Source organism: Moorella glycerini (assembly GCF_009735625.1).
Lineage (GTDB): Bacteria > Bacillota > DSM-521 > Neomoorellales > Neomoorellaceae > Neomoorella > Neomoorella glycerini.
In genome coordinates this window covers 2,352,088-2,371,947 of sequence record NZ_CP046244.1, presented here as the reverse complement: position 1 = coordinate 2,371,947, position 19,860 = coordinate 2,352,088, and the positions used below count along the sequence as shown (strand labels likewise).

Annotated in this window: 17 protein-coding genes; 1 reads left to right on the top strand and 16 read right to left on the bottom strand. The window is 58.4% G+C overall.

The genetic code is table 11. The annotated features are described in order from the left end of the window. Nucleotides 1-12: 12 nt before the first annotated feature. The 5 genes from remA to MGLY_RS11750 all read right to left on the bottom strand — a co-directional run bounded on the left by remA (nucleotide 13) and on the right by MGLY_RS11750 (nucleotide 6,240). A complete protein-coding gene (gene remA, locus MGLY_RS11770) occupies nucleotides 13-288 on the bottom strand; it encodes an extracellular matrix/biofilm regulator RemA (protein WP_156274071.1) in 276 nt (91 codons plus the stop codon). A 16-nt stretch (nucleotides 289-304) separates the two neighbouring features. Further along, a complete protein-coding gene (locus MGLY_RS11765; RefSeq protein ID WP_156274069.1) occupies nucleotides 305-1,183 on the bottom strand; it encodes a YicC/YloC family endoribonuclease in 879 nt (292 codons plus the stop codon). Nucleotides 1,184-1,238: 55 nt separating this feature from the next. Further along, entirely contained in the window at nucleotides 1,239-2,411 is a 1,173-nt protein-coding gene (locus MGLY_RS11760; protein ID WP_156274067.1) for an LL-diaminopimelate aminotransferase, read from the bottom strand. A gap of 94 nt (nucleotides 2,412-2,505) precedes the next feature. Further along, entirely contained in the window at nucleotides 2,506-3,357 is an 852-nt protein-coding gene (dapF, locus tag MGLY_RS11755; RefSeq protein ID WP_156274065.1) for a diaminopimelate epimerase, read from the bottom strand. A gap of 84 nt (nucleotides 3,358-3,441) precedes the next feature. Further along, the gene (locus MGLY_RS11750) at nucleotides 3,442-6,240 is read right to left on the bottom strand and encodes a cation-translocating P-type ATPase (RefSeq protein ID WP_156274063.1); all 2,799 of its coding nucleotides are present in this window, start codon (nucleotides 6,238-6,240) and stop codon (nucleotides 3,442-3,444) included. 215 nt (nucleotides 6,241-6,455) lie between these two features. Here MGLY_RS11750 and MGLY_RS11745 point away from each other — a divergent pair, with 215 nt between their 5' ends. Then, entirely contained in the window at nucleotides 6,456-8,225 is a 1,770-nt protein-coding gene (locus tag MGLY_RS11745; RefSeq protein ID WP_211661873.1) for an Rqc2 family fibronectin-binding protein, read from the top strand. A gap of 100 nt (nucleotides 8,226-8,325) precedes the next feature. On the opposite strand, the gene MGLY_RS11740 is transcribed toward MGLY_RS11745, so the two are convergent. From MGLY_RS11740 to MGLY_RS11690, 11 genes are all read right to left on the bottom strand, one after another. Continuing rightward, nucleotides 8,326-8,892 carry a hypothetical protein gene (locus MGLY_RS11740; RefSeq protein ID WP_156274061.1) on the bottom strand — a complete coding sequence of 189 codons (567 nt, stop codon included), beginning with the start codon at nucleotides 8,890-8,892 and terminating at the stop codon, nucleotides 8,326-8,328. Next, nucleotides 8,879-9,109: a hypothetical protein gene (locus tag MGLY_RS11735; protein WP_156274059.1), complete on the bottom strand. Its 231-nt coding sequence runs from the start codon at nucleotides 9,107-9,109 to the stop codon at nucleotides 8,879-8,881. The genes MGLY_RS11740 and MGLY_RS11735 overlap by 14 nt, the downstream gene beginning before the upstream one ends. Before the next feature lie 183 nt (nucleotides 9,110-9,292). Beyond that, complete coding sequence (gene pyrF / locus MGLY_RS11730; RefSeq protein WP_246187319.1) at nucleotides 9,293-10,015, bottom strand: orotidine-5'-phosphate decarboxylase; 723 nt, start codon at nucleotides 10,013-10,015, stop codon at nucleotides 9,293-9,295. A 320-nt stretch (nucleotides 10,016-10,335) separates the two neighbouring features. Next, nucleotides 10,336-13,551, bottom strand: coding sequence for a carbamoyl-phosphate synthase large subunit (carB, locus tag MGLY_RS11725; protein ID WP_156274055.1), 3,216 nt, complete (start codon nucleotides 13,549-13,551; stop codon nucleotides 10,336-10,338). 1 nt (nucleotide 13,552) lies between these two features. Beyond that, nucleotides 13,553-14,641, bottom strand: a complete 1,089-nt coding sequence (gene carA / locus MGLY_RS11720; RefSeq protein ID WP_156274053.1) for a glutamine-hydrolyzing carbamoyl-phosphate synthase small subunit — start codon at nucleotides 14,639-14,641, stop codon at nucleotides 13,553-13,555. Between the two features lie 37 nt (nucleotides 14,642-14,678). Beyond that, the gene (locus tag MGLY_RS11715; RefSeq protein WP_156274051.1) at nucleotides 14,679-15,974 is read right to left on the bottom strand and encodes a dihydroorotase; all 1,296 of its coding nucleotides are present in this window, start codon (nucleotides 15,972-15,974) and stop codon (nucleotides 14,679-14,681) included. Beyond that, nucleotides 15,974-16,897 carry an aspartate carbamoyltransferase catalytic subunit gene (locus MGLY_RS11710; protein ID WP_156274049.1) on the bottom strand — a complete coding sequence of 308 codons (924 nt, stop codon included), beginning with the start codon at nucleotides 16,895-16,897 and terminating at the stop codon, nucleotides 15,974-15,976. Before MGLY_RS11710 ends, MGLY_RS11715 begins: the two co-directional genes overlap by 1 nt. A gap of 104 nt (nucleotides 16,898-17,001) precedes the next feature. Further along, on the bottom strand, nucleotides 17,002-17,568 hold the full coding sequence (pyrR, locus tag MGLY_RS11705; protein WP_156274047.1) for a bifunctional pyr operon transcriptional regulator/uracil phosphoribosyltransferase PyrR: 567 nt from the start codon (nucleotides 17,566-17,568) through the stop codon (nucleotides 17,002-17,004). Between the two features lie 168 nt (nucleotides 17,569-17,736). Continuing rightward, nucleotides 17,737-18,789 carry a DUF1786 domain-containing protein gene (locus tag MGLY_RS11700; protein ID WP_246187318.1) on the bottom strand — a complete coding sequence of 351 codons (1,053 nt, stop codon included), beginning with the start codon at nucleotides 18,787-18,789 and terminating at the stop codon, nucleotides 17,737-17,739. A gap of 2 nt (nucleotides 18,790-18,791) precedes the next feature. Next, complete coding sequence (gene tatA, locus MGLY_RS11695) at nucleotides 18,792-18,959, bottom strand: twin-arginine translocase TatA/TatE family subunit (RefSeq protein WP_106007120.1); 168 nt, start codon at nucleotides 18,957-18,959, stop codon at nucleotides 18,792-18,794. 41 nt (nucleotides 18,960-19,000) lie between these two features. Further along, entirely contained in the window at nucleotides 19,001-19,777 is a 777-nt protein-coding gene (locus MGLY_RS11690) for a coiled-coil domain-containing protein (RefSeq protein WP_156274043.1), read from the bottom strand. Nucleotides 19,778-19,860 lie beyond the last annotated feature (83 nt).

The window sequence follows — 19,860 nt, the reverse complement described above, 5'->3', positions numbered from 1 at the left end:
TCCAGCCGGAATTTATTCTTCCGCTTCCTCACTTGTATTAATAGGTTCCCGGGAAGACATGCGGTGGGCCACCGTTTCCGGCTGGACGGCCGACAGGATGATATGATCGCTGTCGGTAATAATCACCGCCCTGGTCCGGCGGCCATAGGTGGCATCAATTAACATGCCGCGGTCGCGGGCTTCCTGGATAATTCGTTTAATGGGTGCGGACTCGGGGCTGACAATGGCTACTATGCGCCGGGCGGAAACAATGTTGCCAAAGCCAATATTAATTAATTTGATGTCCATGCTCCCCCTCCTTTACCTACTCCACGTTCTGGACCTGTTCGCGCATCTTCTCCAGTTCACCCTTAACCGCTACTACTAGATTACTAATGGCCAGGTCACTGGCCTTGGAACCGATGGTATTTATTTCCCGCCACATTTCCTGCAGGATAAAATCCAGCCGCCGCCCGGCCGGTTCGGTCCCGGCCATGGCCGTGACCATTTGCTCCAGGTGACTTAAAAGGCGGATGATTTCTTCGGTGATATCAGCCCGTTCAGCCAGCAGGGCTATTTCCATCTCCAGGCGGCCGGGATCCAGGGCCAGGCCACCGGCTAGTTCAGCTACCCGCTCTTTAAGACGCCCGGCATACTCCCGGGGTACTTCCGGCGCCCGTTCCCGGATGGCTTCCACCTGCCGGCGGATATACGCGGCCCGGGCTTCCAGGTCGGCCTGCAGGCGTTGCCCTTCGGCCCGGCGCATGGCGAGTAAATCCGCCAGGGCTTTTTCTAAAGCCCCGGCTACTACCGGCCAGAAGGTGGCCTCGTCCCATTCCGGTTCAGCAACTTTAACGACCTCTGGCATAGCTAATAGCTTCTCGGCGGTAATATCCGCCGGAATAGCCAGATTTTGCGCCAATTCCTTCAAAGCATTATAATACGCCATTGCCAGGCCCATGTCAACGGTTAGCCGCTGTTTTTCCCCATTTTCTTCGCTGATGCTCACCATTACTTCCACGCGGCCCCTGCTGAGGCTATTTTTAATGAACTGGCGTATCTTTTCTTCCAGGGCCGTATAAAGGCGGGGCAGCCGGATCACCACATCCAGGAAACGCTGGTTGACAGCCTTGATCTCTACGGTAACAGTCCTGCCGGTGCCGCTGGCTTCACCCCGGCCATAACCCGTCATACTGTTCAGCATGGCCTGCCCCTTCCATTTCAGGAAGAACGCAAAAGTTTTGCGCCCCTGATTGCCATTAAAATTCTACTTTTCCCAAGGCACGCCGCAGGCGTTCAATGCCCTCCTGCATGCGTTCTTTGCTGATGGTTAAAGCGATACGGAAATAACCTTCGCCATAATTACCATAACCGTTACCCGGGGTTATAATCACGCCGGCCTTCTCCAGGACCATCTCGGCAAACCCGGCCGAAGTATAGCCTCTGGGTACCGGCGCCCAGACGTAGAAGGTAGCTTTGGGCTTCTCCAGCTGCCAGCCCAGGGAGTTAAGTCCCTCAACAATGATGTCCCGCCGCTCCTGGTAAATGCGCCGGACTTCAGCAAGACCGTCCTGGGGCCCCGTCAGGGCGGCAATGCCGGCATACTGGACGGCCTGGAAGGCCCCGGAGTCAATGTTGGACTTGAGCCGGCCCAGGGCCTCGATGACATCGGCGCGGCCGCAGGCCCAGCCCAGGCGCCAGCCGGTCATATTATAGGGTTTGGAGACAGAATTAAATTCAATACCCACGTCTTTAGCCCCGGGAGTTTGCAGGAAGGAAGGGGCGCGGTAGCCGTCGTAGGTAATTTCGCTATAAGCGGCATCGTGGCAGACAATGAGATCGTAGTTTTTGGCGAACTCGACCACTTCCTGGAAGAATTTAAGGTCGGCCACGGCACCGGTAGGGTTATTGGGGTAATTGATAAACATCAGCTTCGCCCGCCGGGCGACATCGCTGGGAATCTCCTTAAGGTCGGGTAAAAAGCCGCTGGCCGCCGTGAGGGGCATAAAGTAGGATTCCCCGCCGGCCAGCAGGGTGCCGATATGGTAGACGGGGTAACCGGGGTCGGGTACCAGGTTGATATCGCCGGGGTCAACATAGCAGAAGGAGATATGGGCGATACCCTCTTTGGATCCAATGAGGGTTACTACTTCCCGGCGGGGATCAAGGTCAACATTGTACAGGTTACGGTACCAGTCGGCCACGGCCTGGCGAAAAGAGAGCATTCCTACTGAAGTGGGGTAGCGGTGGTTTTCGGGATTATGGGCCTGTTCTACCAGTTTATCTATGATATGGGCCGGGGTAGGGAGATCAGGATCGCCGATACCCAGGCTGATGATATCAACTCCCCGTTCCCGGGCCTCTTCAATTTTTTTCTCAATGCGGGCAAATAAGTAGGGTGGTAACTCGCGGATACGCCTGGCTTCTGGCATAATTTAGCCTCCTTACCAAAATAGCATGCTATTTAACGAGGGTTTGTCCTCCCGCCCCTTAAAGCTACATTACATCCCACCTGCGGTGGTGGTTTTACTCCTCATGGAGGGGGAAATGGCCCCGGAAGACTTCTACTGCCGGCCCGGTCATGTAAACATGGTTATTCTTCCTCGACCATTCGATTTGCAGGTCACCGGCGGCCAGGTGGACCGTCACTTCCCGGTTGCTGCGGCCGGTGAGGACGCCGGCGACGGCGGCAGCGCAGGCGCCGGTACCGCAGGCCATGGTTTCCCCGGCTCCCCGCTCCCAGACGCGCATTTTTAGCTCGCCGGGGTTCAGGACTTCGATGAACTCGACGTTGGTGCGCTGGGGAAAGAGGGGGTGGTTTTCTACCGCCGGCCCTACCGTAGTCACGGGAGCCCTCTCAACATCCTCAACAAAAAAAACGCAATGGGGATTTCCCATAGAAACACAGGTTCCCCGCCAGGTGGTCCCGGCCACCGTCACCGGCTCCTCCACCACCGGTGAACCTTCGCCGGCCATGGGAATCTGGCCCCGCTCCAGGCGAGGCTCGCCCATGTCTACGCGGACGCCGGCTACTTGATCACCATTGAGGATCAGCCGGGGCTTTATAATCCCGGCCAGGGTTTCCACCTTGATTTCCGGTCCCCGCACCAGCCCCGCTTCATAGGCATAGCGCGCAAAGCAGCGGATACCGTTGCCGCACATCTCCGGCTCGCTGCCGTCGGGGTTAAAAATCCGCATCCTTAAGTCCGCCCGGGCTGAAGGCAACACCAGGATCAGCCCATCGGCGCCAATACCAAAACGGCGGTGGCAGGCCCGCCGCGCCAGGGCTGGTAAATCACCCAGTGCTTTTTCTTTTCCTTCCAGGGCGTTTACCAGGACAAAATCATTACCCAGGCCATGCATCTTGACAAAATGCAACGGTAATCACCCTTGTCCTCGCGGCATTTCATTCTCTTATTTTAGCATTACCTTTTAATTTTTACCACCTTTATTTTACCTTTGTTATCTCTGCCAGACCAGGCGCCAGACGGGGACCACCAGGTAGAGGCTGATAGCCTGGAGGAGGGTGCGCCACCCGGCTGCCAGTAAAACTATACCCCAGTGGAAGGAGTTTAAGGGTGCTGTTTTAAAGACGGCCTGGAGCAGGGGTATGTAAAGAACCAGGAGCTGCATGGTGACTGAGCAGGCTACGGCCAGCACCAGGTAGGGGTTGGAAAAATAACCTACCGCAAAGGGCGAAAGGTATTCGGAACGGCATTCAAAGACGGCGAAGAGCTGGGCCATGACCAGGGTGGTAAAAGCCAGGGTGCGGGCGGTGATTAAATCCCCATCACCCAGGTACAATCCCAGGATAAAAACGGCCAGGGTGGCCAGGCCAATCTGGAGACCCAGGACGACCATGCCCTTCCCCAGGCCGCGGGCAAAGACACTTTCCCCGGGCGGGTGAGGCGGCCGCTGCATCAGGCCCGGCTCCTTGTTGTCCACCCCCAGGGCCATGGCCGGCAGGCCATCGGTAACCAGGTTCATCCAGAGAATCTGGATGGGTAAGAGGGGCAGGGGCAGGCCGCTGATGACCGCTACGAACATGGTAAACACTTCCCCGATATTACAGGACAACAAGTAGCGGATAAATTTGCGGATATTATCGTAAATGCCGCGGCCCTCTTCCACGGCGGCCACAATGGTGGCGAAATTGTCGTCGGCCAGGACCATGGCGGCGGCTTCCCTGGCCACGTCAGTACCGCTGCGGCCCATGGCAATACCGATATCGGCCTCTTTAATGGCCGGGGCATCGTTGACCCCGTCCCCGGTCATGGCCACAATATGGCCGTTGGCCTTTAGGGCCCGGACAATGCGCAGCTTGTGGTGGGGCGAAACCCGGGCGTAGACATTGACTTCCGGGGCTACCCCGGCCAGCTCGGTATCGTTCATCGTTTCCAGTTCCCGGCCGTTTAAAACCTGCCCTGCCCCTGCCGGCAGGCCCAGTTCGCGGGCCACGGCCCGGGCCGTTACCTGGTGGTCACCAGTAATCATGACCACTTTAATCCCGGCCTGGTGGCAGACGCGGATGGCCGCCGCCGCTTCCGGCCGCGGCGGGTCCAGCATGCCCATTAGGCCCACCAGGATGAGGTTCTTTTCTACCGTTTCTCCTTTTATTTCCTCCCCTGCCTCCAGGTCGCGGTAGGCCAGGGCCAGGACCCGCAGGGCTTGCCCGGCCATAGCCTCATTTTCGGCTCTGATGAGTTCGCGCCGGGCGGCATCCAGGGGCAGGACCCTGCCGTCTATGAGGATACGGTCGCAGAGGTCGAGGATGACATCCGGGGCCCCTTTGACATAGGCCCGTAAGCCCCGGCCCGCCCGGCAGATAACGCTCATGCGCTTGCGGTCGGAATCAAAGGGAATCTCGGCTACCCGGGGCTCTTCCCCCTCCAGCCTTTCCCGCCAGAGACCCCCTTTGGCAGCCGCCACCAGCAGGGCGCCTTCCGTGGGGTCGCCGCTGATACTCCAGCTACCACCGTTACGGCCGCCAAACATTTTACTGAAGAAACCGGTCTTTTGTCCCTCACCGGCCTTCTCCCGCCCGTTGCCCCGGCGCAGCCAGCCGCCAATGGTCAGCCCGGCCTTTTGCAGCAGGGCATTATTGCACAGGGCGGCAATGGTCAGCAGCATCTTGAGGTCGCCATCCACCGCCACCCGCCGCCCCTGGTCCTGGTATTCACCCTGGGGAATATATCCTGTCCCGCTCACCATAAGGCTCTTGCCGCCGGCCCAAACCCGGCGCACGGTCATCTGGTTCTGGGTGAGGGTGCCGGTCTTGTCCGAGCAAATCACCGTGGCACAGCCCAGGGTTTCCACGGCCGGCAGCTTGCGAATGATGGCATTGCGCTGCACCATCTTCTGCACCCCCAGGGCCAGGCAGACGGTGACAATGGCCGGCAGACCCTCGGGGATGGCTGCCACAGCCAGGCTTACGCCGGCCAGGAACATGCCATAGAGCTCTTCGCCCCGCATGGTACCGATAATAACCACTGTAGCGCAGATGGCCAGGCAGGCCAGCACCAGCCAGCGGCCTAAGGAGGCCAGGCGTTTTTGCAAAGGGGTATCTTCATCTGCCACTTCCTGGAGCATGCCGGCAATCCGGCCTACTTCCGTATTCATTCCTGTAGCTACCACCACGGCCTCGCCCCGGCCGCTGGTGATCACTGTTCCCTGGTGGATCATATTACGCCGGTCGCCGACGGCTACCGTCCCTCTCAAAGGACCGGGCTCCTTATGGACCGGTACCGACTCCCCCGTAAGGGCCGCCTCATCGGCCTGGAGGTTAACGGCTTTCAGCAGCAGGGCGTCGGCCGCCACCCGGTCACCGCTTTCCAGGAGCAAAATATCGCCGGGTACGATATCCCGCGCCGGTACCCGCCGGACCTCATTATCCCGCCTGACCCGGGCCTCCGGCGCCGTCATTTCCTTCAAGGCTTCCAGGGAACGTTCGGCACGGTATTCCTGGACAAAGCCCAGGATAGCATTGATGACTACTATAGCCACAATGGTAATGGCATCGGCCGTTTCCCCGAGGAAGGCCGAAACGGCCGTAGCCGCCAGGAGGACCAGGACCATGAAATCCTGAAACTGGGCCAGGAAAATTCTATAAGGCGGCACCTTGGGTTTGGCCTTGAGCTGGTTGGGACCGGCTTCTCCCAGGCGCCGGCGCGCTTCCAATTCCGCCAGGCCCCGCCCGGCATCGGTCTGTAAAGCCTCCAAGGCCTCTCCAGGACTCAACTGGTACCACAGTCGTGACTGCATTCCCCTCGCCCCTTCTTTCTTCCGGAATCACCATCAGTCTATGCCTGTCCCTGGAAGAAAAGAACAGCCCGGCAGGCAGTTTCCAGTTGCCGGGACATATGGTATATTGAATCTGTATACGCCTTCTGATAGGCACTCACGAAGAGCCAGTGCCACCCAGGTTTTACCAGGCCAGATTCCACAGAAAATCTGGCAGCGAAGAGGTAAAGGAGCGCATGGTCATGGCTTTTGACGGCCTCTTCCTGGCTGCCATCAAGGAAGAACTCTCCGGATTGCTCGGCAGCCGTGTTGACCGCATCTTTCAACCCGAAAAAGAAACGATTATTCTCCACCTGCGTAAAGGCCGCGACACCAGGAAACTCCTGCTCTGTAGCCTGGCCGACCAGGCCCGGGTACATCTAACGGCGGCCAGCTTTACCAATCCCGTCACCCCACCCCTCTTCTGCATGGTCCTGCGCAAACACCTGGAGGGTGGGACCCTCGTGGCCGTTGAGCAACCGGACCTGGAGCGGGTCCTGTTATTATATGTTCATACCACCGATGAACTGGGCCGGCCGGCAGCGCGCCGGCTGTTAATTGAAATCATGGGCAAGCACTCTAATATCATCCTGCTTAACCCCGATGGCAGCATTATTGACGCCGCCCGCCGTTATACCCATGCTGTCAGCCGCCACCGGGAGGTCCTGCCCGGGCGCCCCTATGTCCCGCCGCCAGCCAAGGCCAAGGCCGATCCCCGCGGCCTCGATGACGAAGCCTTTACCCGCCTCCTGTGGGAAGGCCCCTGGGATACTCCCCTGGAGCGCCTGCTGGTGGAGAAACTGGCCGGCCTGGGGCCGGAAACCGCCCGGGAAGTCGTCTGCCGGGCTGGCCTGCCGGCCGGAGCAACCCTGGAAGGCTGCGGCGAATATGAAATGGCACGCATCTACCAGGCCCTCCGGGAAATACTGGCGGCTACCAGCCCGGCCGCTTGGCAGCCGGTTGTCGTCCTGGGGCAGGAACGCCGGCCCCTGGCCTTTGCTGCCTGTGAACTTTCCCAGTACCAGGGACTGCCGAGGGAATATTTTTCAACCCCCTCAGCCGCCTGCGACAGTTACTATCAGGCCCGCAGGGAGCAACAGCTCCTGGAAGGGGCCAGGCGCAGCTTAGAGCATATCCTGGAGCGGGAATTAAAACGCTGCTATAAAAAAGAAGGCCTCCAGGCCGCTACGGTGGCCGAAGCCGCTGATGCGGAAAAATTCCGTCTGGCCGGGGAACTCATCACGGCCAATATCTACCGCCTGGAAAAGGGGCAGGCTGCTTTAACGGCCCCCAACTTCTATGACCCGGCGGGCGAACCGGTGACCATCGAGCTGGACCCGGCCCTGACCCCGGCCGAAAACGCCCAGCGGTATTTCCAGCGCTATAACAAGGCTAAAAATGCCGCCCGCCTGGCCGCTGAGCAGCTGGAACAAACCCGCGCCGAAATAGCCTACCTGGAAAGTATTGCCCAATCCTTGAGTATGGCCGCAAGTTACGACGACCTGGCGGAAATCCGCCGGGAACTGCGCCAGGCCGGCTACCTGCCGGAAGAAAAGGAAAAAGAAAAGCCGGGCAAACCCGGCAAAAAGGGCGGCAAAAAGGAGGCCACCCAGCCAACCCGGCCCCTGGAATTCACTTCACCCGACGGTTTTAAAATCCTGGTGGGCAAAAATAACCGCCAGAACGACTGGCTGACCTTAAAATATGCTGCTCCAGGCGACCTCTGGCTCCACGCCAAAGACATCCCCGGCTCCCATGTGATCATCCGTACCGGGGGCCAGGAGGTGCCCGCCCCCACCCTGGAAATGGCCGCCCGCCTGGCCGCTCGCTACAGCCGCGCTGGCCAGTCCAGCCGGGTACCCGTAGATTACACCCTGGTCAAGCACGTCCACAAACCCGCCGGCGCCAGGCCCGGCATGGTAATCTACGACCACCAGCGCACGGTTTATGTAACGCCGGCGGAGTAGGATGCCGGGGCTTTTTCCCCTTTATTTTTTTCTTTTCGTCGTCAGGTTGTTGGGCGGCGTCTTATAGATAAAAAGTGTTTTTTGTTACATTCATTTTTGTTTATTCATTCAACCATTCCTTTAGTTTCTGTAGGGTGGCTGGATAATCCTGGCACGCTGCTGAAAGCATATAATCTATATCTAATCTGTCACGATGTACCTTCAACATCCTAAGACCCCATTCACAATCGGAGGTTGACTGCCAGTAAATGCAGGCTCGTAGACGATCTAAAATAATATCTTCTATCCCGATCACGTATACATGTCTACCACTCGGCAGGTGAAGTTTAATAATTTTGTCTTCATCAGCATCTTCTAGAACATCGTTGGGAATTTCTATACCAATATCTATTTCCGGATGAAACCAGTGCCTACCTTCTTTTATAAACCCTAATTGTAAAAAGATTTCATTGGCTAAGTCCCTGCGCCCTAAAATCAAATCGATATCCTGCGTAGTATATTGACCGCGGGTGTAAATTTCCACCGCCAGTCCCCCGACAATTACGGGTTTTATGCCGTAAGGTTCCATTAATTCTGTGAAGATAGCGGTCGTTTCTATCATTACTTCGTAGCGATTTTTAGAAACCAGACGAGCTATGGCCTGTCTGGCTTCTTCAATCGAATTCATAATACCACTCTCGTTTACTTAAAATTTTTACCTTACCATCCGCAACGGACCTTTGCCATTTATAAATGCAAAGGCGGTCCAGTATTTCTTGCTCTTCCGGGTCCCGCGGCCTTCTCCTGGTTACGCGTTCGCTACGAGAGCGAATAATTCTACGGTTGATTTCCGGCATTTGGGAAGCAATTTGCTTTTCAATCTCTATTGCCTTCCACTCACGCATAGTGTTTCACTCCATTTTTTATAGACAGAACGATTCATGATTATTGTAACGCCTGCAAGACGACCTATCAAGCTTTTTATGGTCACCCGAGAGGCTATCATAGTATTGACAAATGAGCCCGATGTTTTGCAGCCAACGTCGTGGCGAGAGCCTGGGTCTACTCTGATGGCTTTCGTTAACTGGTTATATAATGCCCTCCATCTCCCTCTCAATAGCCCTGGCGGCGGCAACCGGGTCGGGGGCAGCGGTAATGGGGCGGCCAATGACCAGGTAAGAAGCCCCCTGCTGCAGGGCTTCGGCCGGGGTCATGACCCGGCGCTGGTCGCCCCGGTCGGATCCGGCCGGGCGCACCCCCGGCGTTACAATGACAAATTCCGGCCCGCATGCTTCCCGGATAGCCCGGATCTCCCGGGGTGAGGCCACCACCCCGTCCAGGCCAGAGTCCCGGGCCAGTCGCGCCCAGCGGACCACCTGCTCCTCTACCCCCCGCTCAATTCCCACCTCGTGGCGCAAAGCTTCCCCATCCAGGCTCGTCAGGACGGTAACGGCAATGAGGACCGGCGCCGGGCGTCCAACTGCGGCAGCTTCTTCCCGGACGGCCGCTGCCGCGGCCTGCATCATGCTCCTGCCGCCGGCGGCGTGGACGTTGAGCATGTCCACCCCCAGGCGCACCAGGGCCCGGGCTGCCCCGGCCACGGTGTTGGGGATGTCGTGGAGCTTCAGGTCGGCAAAGACTTTGCCGCCTCGTTCCTTGACCATACAGATGGCCGCCGGCCCGGCAGCCGTATAAAACTCCAGGCCCACTTTAAACATGCCAATGTAGGGGAAAAGCTGGTCTACCAGCTTTTCCCCGGCCGCCAGGTCGGGTACATCTAAAGCAACGATTATTTTATCTCTGGAAGGCATATAGATCATCTCCTGTACTCTACATGGACAAAATAGGCGCTCTTAAATCTCACTTTATGAGCCTATAGTTCAAAAAGCGAAGTAGGGGTGGAGAGGGTATGGAGATGGTACGGTTTTGCAATTAAATTAGACTTACCTGTGGCCTGAAGGAAGGCCCCGCCTAATAATATCACGGGCTATTGACGACAGATACATGGCCGTCCTTTGCTAATGGGGGACCAGGGAAAGCCGGGAACCCTCCCTCGACGGTACGTCAAACGATAGATATATACTCTCCGGGTTACTAGTGTCCATCAGGGTTAGATGGGAAGCAAGAGATACTATGCACCGGATACATACTCCTGCAAAGGTTTAAGTTCAAATTCATCCCCGGCCTGCAGGGACTGGAGCACTTTCAGCAGGGCCCGGGCCGTGTCCAGGGAGGTCAGGCAGGGGATGCCCAGTTCGGCTGCGGCGCGGCGGATCTTAAAGCCGTCCCGGCCGGGCATCTTGCCCTTAGTCAGGGTGTTAAGGACGAAGTGGATCTTCCCTTCGCGGATATAATCCAGGATATGGGGCGAACCCTCGCGGATCTTCCCCACCCTCTCCACAAAGAGCCCGGCCGCGGCCAGGGCGCCGGCCGTGCCGGCGGTAGCCACCACCTTGAAGCCCAGTCCGGCAAAACCCTTGATGATAGGTACCGCTTCCGCCTTATCCTTATCGGCAATGGTGGCCAGCAGGGTGCCCTGGCCCGGGATGGCGCAGCCGGCAGCCACCAGGCCTTTATAAAGGGCCCTCTCATAGACGGGATCAATGCCCATAACTTCGCCGGTGGACTTCATTTCCGGTCCCAGGGAGGTATCCACCTGGAGGAGCTTGCCGAAGGAAAAGACGGGGACCTTCACGGCGGTAAAATCCGGTGGCGGCATTAAGCCTCCCTGGTAGCCCTGCTCGGCCAGGCTCTGGCCCAGCATAATATTGGTGGCCAGGGCCACCATGGGCACGCCGGTAATCTTGGACAGGTAGGGCACCGTCCGGCTGGAGCGGGGATTGACCTCCAGGACATAGACCTCCCCCTGGTGAATGACAAACTGGATATTGAGGAGGCCACGCACCTGGAGGGCCCGGGCCAGCTGTTCGGTATAGGAAACAATTTTTTCCGCCACTCCCGGTGGTAAGCTGTGGGCCGGGTAAATGGCGATGCTGTCGCCGGAGTGGACGCCGGCCCGCTCGACGTGTTCCATAATGCCGGGGATAAGGACGGTCTCACCGTCACTGACGGCGTCCACTTCTACCTCGGTCCCCGGCAGGTATTTATCCACCAGGATGGGGTGTTCCGGGGCCACCCTGACGGCGGTGGTGGCATACTCCAGGAGTTCGCCCTCACTGTGGACGATCTCCATGGCCCGGCCGCCCAGGACGTAGGAAGGCCGCACCAGTACCGGGAAGCCGAGTTCTTTGGCAATCCTCGCCGCCCCGGCTACGGAAGTCGCCGTCCCGCCCCGGGGCCGGGGGATCTGGAGTTCATTCAGCAGGGCGTCAAACTTTTCCCGGTCTTCGGCCCGGTCAATATCGGCCACCGTAGTACCCAGGACCTTAAAGCCCGCATCGGCCACTACCCTGGCTAAGTTGATGGCCGTCTGGCCGCCGAACTGGACAATCACCCCTTCCGGCTGCTCCCGTTCCAGGACGTTCAAGACATTTTCCGGAGTCAGGGGTTCAAAGTAGAGGCGGTCGGAGGTATCAAAATCGGTGCTGACCGTTTCCGGGTTGTTATTGATCATTATGGGGTGCACCCCGGCGCGGCGCAGGGCCCAGGCGGCATGGACCGAGCAGTAGTCAAACTCGATCCCCTGGCCGATGCGAATGGGCCCCGCTCCCAGGACCACAACCTTGCGGCCGTCCAGGGGCCGCACCTCGTCTTCGACATCGTAGCTGGAATAGTAATAGGGCGTGACGGCTTCAAACTCGGCCGCGCAGGTATCCACCATCTTAAAGGTGGCCCTGATCCCCTCTTCCTGCCGCTGCCGGGCAATGGCCGCCGGTGGCAGGCCGGTAAAGCTGGCAATCTCGCCATCGCTGAAGCCCATGGCCTTGGCGCGCCTTAAGGTAGCCCCATCCAGGGTAGGACCTGCCGCTATAAGTTTTTCTTCCATGGCGACAATGGCTTCAATCTCGCCTAAAAAATACGGGTCAATGCCGGTGATTTCATGGATGGCAGCAATGGTCCAGCCCCGGCGCAGGGCTTCGGCAATAACAAACAGGCGCTCGTCGTCGGCCTCGGCCATTTTGCGGCGCAGGGCGCCGTCGCTGAAACGCTGGAAGGCCGGCACCCTTAAACCATCGAGTTTTAATTCCAGGGAGCGGATGGCCTTTAAGAGGGCGCCGCTGAAGGTACGGTCAATGGCCATTACCTCCCCGGTGGCCTTCATCTGGGTACCCAGGAGGCGCTCGGCCAGGGAGAATTTATCAAAGGGAAAGCGCGGTATCTTAACGACAACGTAATCCAGGGCCGGTTCAAAGCAGGCTCTGGTTTCCCTGGTGACGGCATTAGGAATCTCGTCCAGGGTCAGGCCCAGGGCGATCTTGGTGGCCACCCGGGCAATGGGGTAGCCGGTAGCCTTGGAGGCCAGGGCGCTGGAGCGGCTGACCCGGGGATTAACCTCAATGACGTAATAGCGCATACTACCGGGATCCAGGGCGAACTGGATATTGCAGCCCCCTTCGATCCCCAGGGCGCGGATGATTTTGAGGGCTGAGCGGCGCAGCAGGTGGTACTCCCGGTCGGAGAGGGTCTGGGATGGGGCGACGACGATGCTGTCGCCGGTATGGATCCCTACCGGGTCAATATTTTCCATATTGCAGACGGTAATGCAGTTATCGGCCCCGTCGCGGATGACTTCGTACTCGATCTCCTTCCAGCCGGCGACGGAGCGCTCCACCAGGACCTGTTTGATGAGGCTTAGCTTCAGGCCCTTCAGGGCAATGGACTCCAGCTCCGCCTCACTCCGGGCCACCCCGCCGCCGGTACCGCCCAGGGTATAGGCCGGCCGCACAATGACCGGGTAACCGATTTCCCCGGCAAAGGCCAGGGCTTCCTCGACCGTGTTGACAATCCGGCTCTCGGGTACAGGCTCCCCCAGTTCCAGCATCATGGCCTTGAACTGCTCCCGGTCCTCGGCCCGCTGGATGGCCTTTAAAGGCGTGCCCAGCAGCTCTACCCCGGTTTTCTCCAGGACGCCGGCTTCGGCCAGCTCCAGGGCCAGGTTCAACCCTACCTGCCCCCCCAGGGTGGGGATCAGGCCGTCGGGCCGCTCCTGGCGGACAATCTTCGCTACAAAATCCAGGGTCAGGGGTTCCAGGTAAACGCGGTCGGCCATGTCCCGGTCGGTCATAATGGTGGCCGGGTTGGAATTGACCAGGACAACCTCCATCCCTTCTTCTTTTAAAGCCCGGCAGGCCTGGGTGCCGGCGTAATCAAATTCCGCCGCCTGGCCGATGATAATGGGCCCGGATCCTATGACCATGATCTTTTTTAACCCCGGTTTAACCGGCATCTCAGTGGCCCTCCTTTCCCCGGTTGCCATCTACCATCTGGATAAATTCATGGAAAAGGTACTCGGAATCAGTGGGGCCCGGAGAGGACTCGGGGTGGTACTGGACGGAAAAGATTGGCAGCTGCCGGTGGCGTAGGCCTTCAACGGTGCCGTCATTAAGGTTGATATGGGAGACGGCCACTTCTCCCGGTAGTGTTTCGGCCCGGACGGCGTAGCCGTGGTTCTGGGAGGTGATATATACCCGGCCGGTAATTAAATCTTTGACCGGGTGGTTGCCGCCCCGGTGACCGAAGGGCAGCTTGTAGGTATCGCCCCCCAGGGCCAGGGCCAGGAGCTGGTGACCCAGGCAGATGCCCATCATGGGTACTTTGCCCAGGAGTTCCCGGATGGTAGCCACCCCGTAGGGGACATCCTTGGGATCGCCCGGGCCGTTGGAAATGGCCACCCCGTGGGGCCGGGCGGCTAAAATGTCAGCCGCAGTACTCCGCGCCGGCATGACCATGACCGTACAGCCCACACGGCGGAGCCAGCGGATGATATTCTCCTTGACACCGAAATTATAGAGGACGATGCGGCGCTCGCCGCCCTCAACCGTAAAAGGTTCCTTATTGGTCACGGCCGGTACCAGTTTGGGCCCGCTTAAAGGCGGCTCCATGGCAACCAGGTCCTTGAGCTTCTCGACGTCGACCTCGCCCGTGGCCAGGATGCCCCGCATGGTACCGTGGCGGCGCAGGTGCCGCGTGAGGGCACGGGTGTCTACCCCCTGGAGGGCCGGGATGCGGTTTTCCTTTAAGTAGCGGTCAATGTCCCCGCTGGCCCGCCAGTTGCTGGGGCGGGAACAGGCCTCATGGACGATAAAGCCGGCTACCCGGGGGCGTTGGGATTCCCAATCCTCAGCGTTAATGCCGTAGTTGCCAATCAGGGGATAGGTCAGGGTGACAATCTGGCCGCAGTAAGAGGGATCGGTCAGGATCTCCTGGTAACCGGTCATGCTGGTATTGAACACTACTTCGCCATGGCAGCTACCGGGATAGCCAAAGGCCTCACCGGTAAAAACCGTACCGTCTGCCAGCACCAAAAACCCTTGCACCGGCGTTCACTCCTCATGAAAATATGCTGCTCCGTAGTCAATCCTCTATGACCTTCCCCTGCTCCATAACGATGCGGCCGCCGACGATGGTCGCTACCGGCCAGCCCTTAAGCCTGCGGCCATGCAAGGGCGAGTTATGACCCAGGGAATAAAATTCATTGACATTGACTTCTTTCTCCAACTCCGGGTCAATGATGGTCACGTCGGCAATGCTCCCTGGGGCCAGGTTGCCCCCGGGTACATTTAAAATCCGGGCCGGGTTTACCGTCCAGGCCCTGATGGCCTGCAGCCAGGTTAATTTGCCAGGTAGAATCAACTCCGTTACCACCAGGGGCACGGCCGTCTCCAGGCCCACCATGCCGAAGGGAGCGTAATCGTATTCTACATCTTTATCCTCATCGGCGTGGGGAGCGTGGTCGGAGGCGATGGCATCAATATCTCCTGCCTCCAGGGCCGCCACTACCGCCGCCACATGATCTGCCGGCCGCAGGGGCGGGTTGACCTTGGTGCTGGTGTCGTAGCTCTGGACCAGCCCGTCCGTCAGGCAGAGGTGGTGGGGGGTAGCTTCGGCCGTCACCTTAACACCGCGGGCCCGGGCTTCTTTGAGCAGCCGGACGGAACCGGCCGTGCTGACGTGGGCCAGGTGCAACCGCCCGCCGGTGAGTTCCACCAGGATAAGATCCCGGGCGACCATCACCTCTTCGGCTGCCGCCGGTATCCCCCGCAGGCCCAGGATGGTGGACATGAGGCCTTCATGCATGAGGCCTTCGTTAGCTAGATCGGCGTCTTCACAGTGGCTGATTACCGGCAGGTTGAACATTTTGGCATACTCCAGGGCATGACGCATGACCAGGGCGTTCATGACCGGGTGGCCGTCGTCGGAGATAGCTACCGCGCCGGCCGCCGCCAGCTCCCCGATTTCCGCTATTTCCTTACCCTCCAGCCCTTTGGACAGGGCACCCACAGGATAAACCCGGACCACCCCTTCCTGCCGGGCCTTTTCTATGATGAAGGCAATGACGCTGGCGTTGTCGGCCACGGGATTGGTATTGGCCATGCAGGCCACGGCTGTAAATCCCCCGGCAGCCGCCGCCCGGGTCCCGGTGGCGATAGTTTCCTTCTGCTCGTACCCCGGCTCGCGCAAATGAACATGCATATCAATCAGGCCGGGGGTAACAATCTTGCCCTCGGCAGGAATTACCCTGGCTCCCGCCGGGGCTGTGATGTCGGCTTCCAGGGCAACGATTTTATCGCCCTCAAGTAACAGGTCGCGCCGGGCGTCCAGGTTTTGGGCCGGGTCAATTACCCGCCCCCCTTTGATTAAAATGGCCATCAGTTGGCACCTCCAATCAGCAGGTACAGCAGGGCCATGCGCACGGCCACGCCGTTGGTAACCTGTTCATTGATGGCTGCCTGCAGGCCGTCGGCTACCGCCGGGGCAATCTCCACGCCGCGGTTCATGGGACCGGGGTGCAGCACCAGGGCGCCTGGCCGGGCCAGTTTCAGGCGCTGGGGAGTTAATTCATACAGGCGGGCGTATTCCCGGAGGGAGGGGAAAAGGCCCTTCTTCTGCCGCTCCTTCTGGATACGCAGGACGTTAATGACATCCACATCTTTGAGGGCTTCTTCGGCGTTGTAATAAACTTTGACGCCCAGCTTTTCCACCTCGGGGGGCATCAGGGTCGCCGGGCCGACAACCCGCACTTCCGCCCCCATCTTGGTTAGACCCCAGATGTTGGAACGGGCCACCCGGCTGTGGAGGATGTCCCCCAGGATGGCCACCTTCAAGCCCTTGAAGCCGCCCAGTTTTTCTTTGATGGTAAACATGTCCAGCAAGGCCTGGGTAGGATGCTCGTGCATACCGTCGCCCCCATTTAGAACTGAGGCCTCAATGGTACGAGCCAGGAGCGCCGGGCTGCCGGCAGCGCTGTGGCGGATGATGACGGCGTCGGTACCCATGGCCGCCAGGGTGCGGGCCGTATCCCTTAAGGACTCGCCCTTCTGGATGCTGCTGGTGGCGGTAGCGATGCTCACCGTATCGGCGCCCATGTACTTGGCGGCCAGTTCAAAGGAAGTCCGCGTCCTGGTGCTGGGTTCGTAGAAAAGGGTGACTACCAGCTTGCCCCGCAGGGTAGGGACTTTTTTAATATCGCGGCCGAGAATCTCCTTCATAGGGGCCGCCGTCTCCAGGATTAGCTCCATTTCTTCCGCCGTGAGGTCTTTTAACCCCAGCAGGTCCTTGTGCTGTAAGCGCAAAGCAAATCCCTCCGTTTCCCGGGCATAAAAAAACTCCTTATCAGCTTACCGGCTAATAAGGAGGAACGCTGCCGCCCGTCCTTATTAGCCTCACGGGACTAATTTCAAGGACTGACATCGGCTTCTTGAGGCAATTCCCTGATCAATACCTGGTCGACACCGTCAATTTCCTCCAGTTGAACGGCAATCTCTTCTTTACGGGAGGTGGGAACATTTTTGCCCACATAATCGGCGCGAATGGGTAATTCCCGGTGGCCCCGGTCAATGATTACTGCCAGTTGAATATTCTGCGGCCGGCCCAGGTCGATCAAGGCATCCAGGGCCGCCCGGACCGTCCGTCCGGTAAAGAGGACATCATCCACCAGGACTACCTTCTTACCGCTAATATTAAAGGGTATCTCGGTACGGTGAATGACCGGCTGGACACTCAAGGTGGTGAGATCGTCGCGATAGAGGGTGATATCGAGAATACCTAAGGGTACCTTTACCCCTTCAATCTCCTCAATGAGTTTCTGCAGGCGTTCGGCCAGGGGCACGCCCCGCCGCCGGATGCCGATCAGGACCAGGTTTCCCGTCCCGCGGTTGCGCTCCAGGATCTCATGGGCGATGCGGGTCAGGGCCCGGCGCAGCTTATCGGCATCCATGATCCTGGCTTTGACCGCCAGCTCCATCTTAACCCCTCCTCCGGGCATGAAAAAACCTGCGCATGAAGGTTGGCGCAGGCTTAGCATACCACTAGTATACCTTTACTACTCCCTTGCTAGCCTCACCGGACTAACTTAAAAGGACCTTCAGGATGATAGTTTAGCCCAAAGTTTGTCCCCTGTCAAGGGGCAATTTTACCGGGTGTTACTGGCCACCGCGGCTACCAGGCCAAAGCAGCCGCTGAGCATCATGTCACCATAGGGGGCAGCCCAGTAGTAATCCTGGTGAATGGTCAGCCGGCGCTGCGGCCCCGTTACGGCAACGAAGCGGAACCCCCCACCCGGCCGGTAGCCGGGGTCAATATAACAGCCGTGGCCGCCGTCATTAAAGATTTCCTCATTGGTAAGCTCCCCGGCCCGCAGCTTTTCGACGTAAGCGGCCAGCTTGTGACCGCTTAAGCAGCTGGTATGATGCTCAAAGAGCCCCCATACCCGCTGCCCCTGGAGGAGGACGCCGATGGTGTGCTGGTTGCCGCAGTTGACAACGATCAACCCTTCCTCGCTATGGGCCGCTACCCTGGCATCATCCAGGGCGCCCCAGAGGGCGGCCGCGCCGGTGTCCATGAGCCAGGCCCCCGGCGCCTGCTCCCGCACGGCCTGCATACGGGTCAGATAACGCGGCGGCTCCCGGTAGAGGAGGTCTGCCAGGCGGCCGCCGCCGGCCACAAAGCGCTGCCAGTGCTGGAAGCGAAAGAGGCGGTCGCTTGTGCCTTTTGGCGCCTCGCCGTGATCCAGGACGGCTATGGCCACTTCCGCCGGAAGACTGACGCCATAGAGAGCCAGGCTCCCGGCCAGGGTATCAAGATCAACATCGCCCGTTTTAATGGTTACTGCATCCCCGGGCGGTTCTTCCGTTATTTCAATGCCCAGTTGCCGTACCCGGTCCAGGTCGTCATAAACCGTCCGCGCTGCGGTGGCCGTTGCATAGACTTTTAAACCGGCAGCCAGGTGGCGGCGCAGGGCTCCTACCAGGGCACCGCCGCCCATGAGATAGCCGGTAAGAAAGACGTCCCGGCGGGCGGCTGTGGCGGCCTCCACCTGCCGGCCGCAGATTACCGTTGGCGAGGGTAAAATTAGCTGGACGCAATTTTCCAGCGGCTGGTCCGGCCGGTAGAGCAGGATATCCTGGGTACCGCCGCCGATGTCCATGGCCAGTAAAGGCCGGTTGAGCATTTGCCATTCCTCCAACCCTATTTCTTCTCCGGCTTATCGCCAGCATCCAGGCCTTTTTTAAACTCTTTGATGGTCCGGCCCAGGCCGCGGCCGATGTCGGGTAACCGCTTCGGTCCGAAAATAACCACTGCCGCCAGGATAATGAGCACCCAGGCATAAGGGCTGAATAAAGTACCAACGGTGATAATAGCCTTTACCCCCTTGCTCCGCTTTTATGGCCCTGGTGTTAGTCATTTTTCCTTTCGAGATCCTGGAAATTGACCAGTTCCAAAATATCTCCCCGGACAACCATGGCATAAATATTATTCCGGGTCAGGAGGGCGATGGTTTTATCCTCCATATCCAGGGCCGCATAGATGGGTACGATTTTATAATTTTGTATCTCCGGCAGGAAATCAGGCAGGATTTTTAACTTGGCGATAAAATCATGGACATATTCCAACCTGTTGGGGGAAGCCTTGACCTCCACGACAAAAGCCATTTCACCGGCGTAAGCCAGGATATCCACTTCCAGGGTATCACCGCTCTTTCTTATTTTCCGCCGCGGCATGACATCCCGGGGCGTAAGGTGGAAATATTTTTCAATGGCCAGGTCAAAAGAGGGGATAAAGATATCCTCAATCAGGGTTCCCATCTTCCTGGCCAGGTCGCCCCACTTCTTATCCATGTCTCGCTTCGATTGCCGCATCTCCTCTTTAAATTCCTTCATCTCGTCCTTGAATTCCTTCATCTCATCCTTGAATTCCTTCATCTCATCTTTGAATTCCTTCATCTCATCTTTGAATTCCTTCATCTCGTCTACGAATACTTTCATCTCGTCTTTGAACTCTTTCATCTCGTCTTTGAATACTTTCATCTCATCCTTGAATTCCTTCATCTCATCCTTGAAATCGATCATTTCCTCGGCTAGCTCTTTGATCTTCATTTCACTGAGCCGGGACTGGTAAACGAGTTCCATCAGGCCCCTTTCCAGGTCGCTCAATTTCTGAGCTGCAGTACTCATTGAGCACCCCCCTTTAACCTGCTTCTTTTTACAAAGTTTAACCGCAAAATAATCTTATCATGAATTCCCGGAAATTGTAAAGC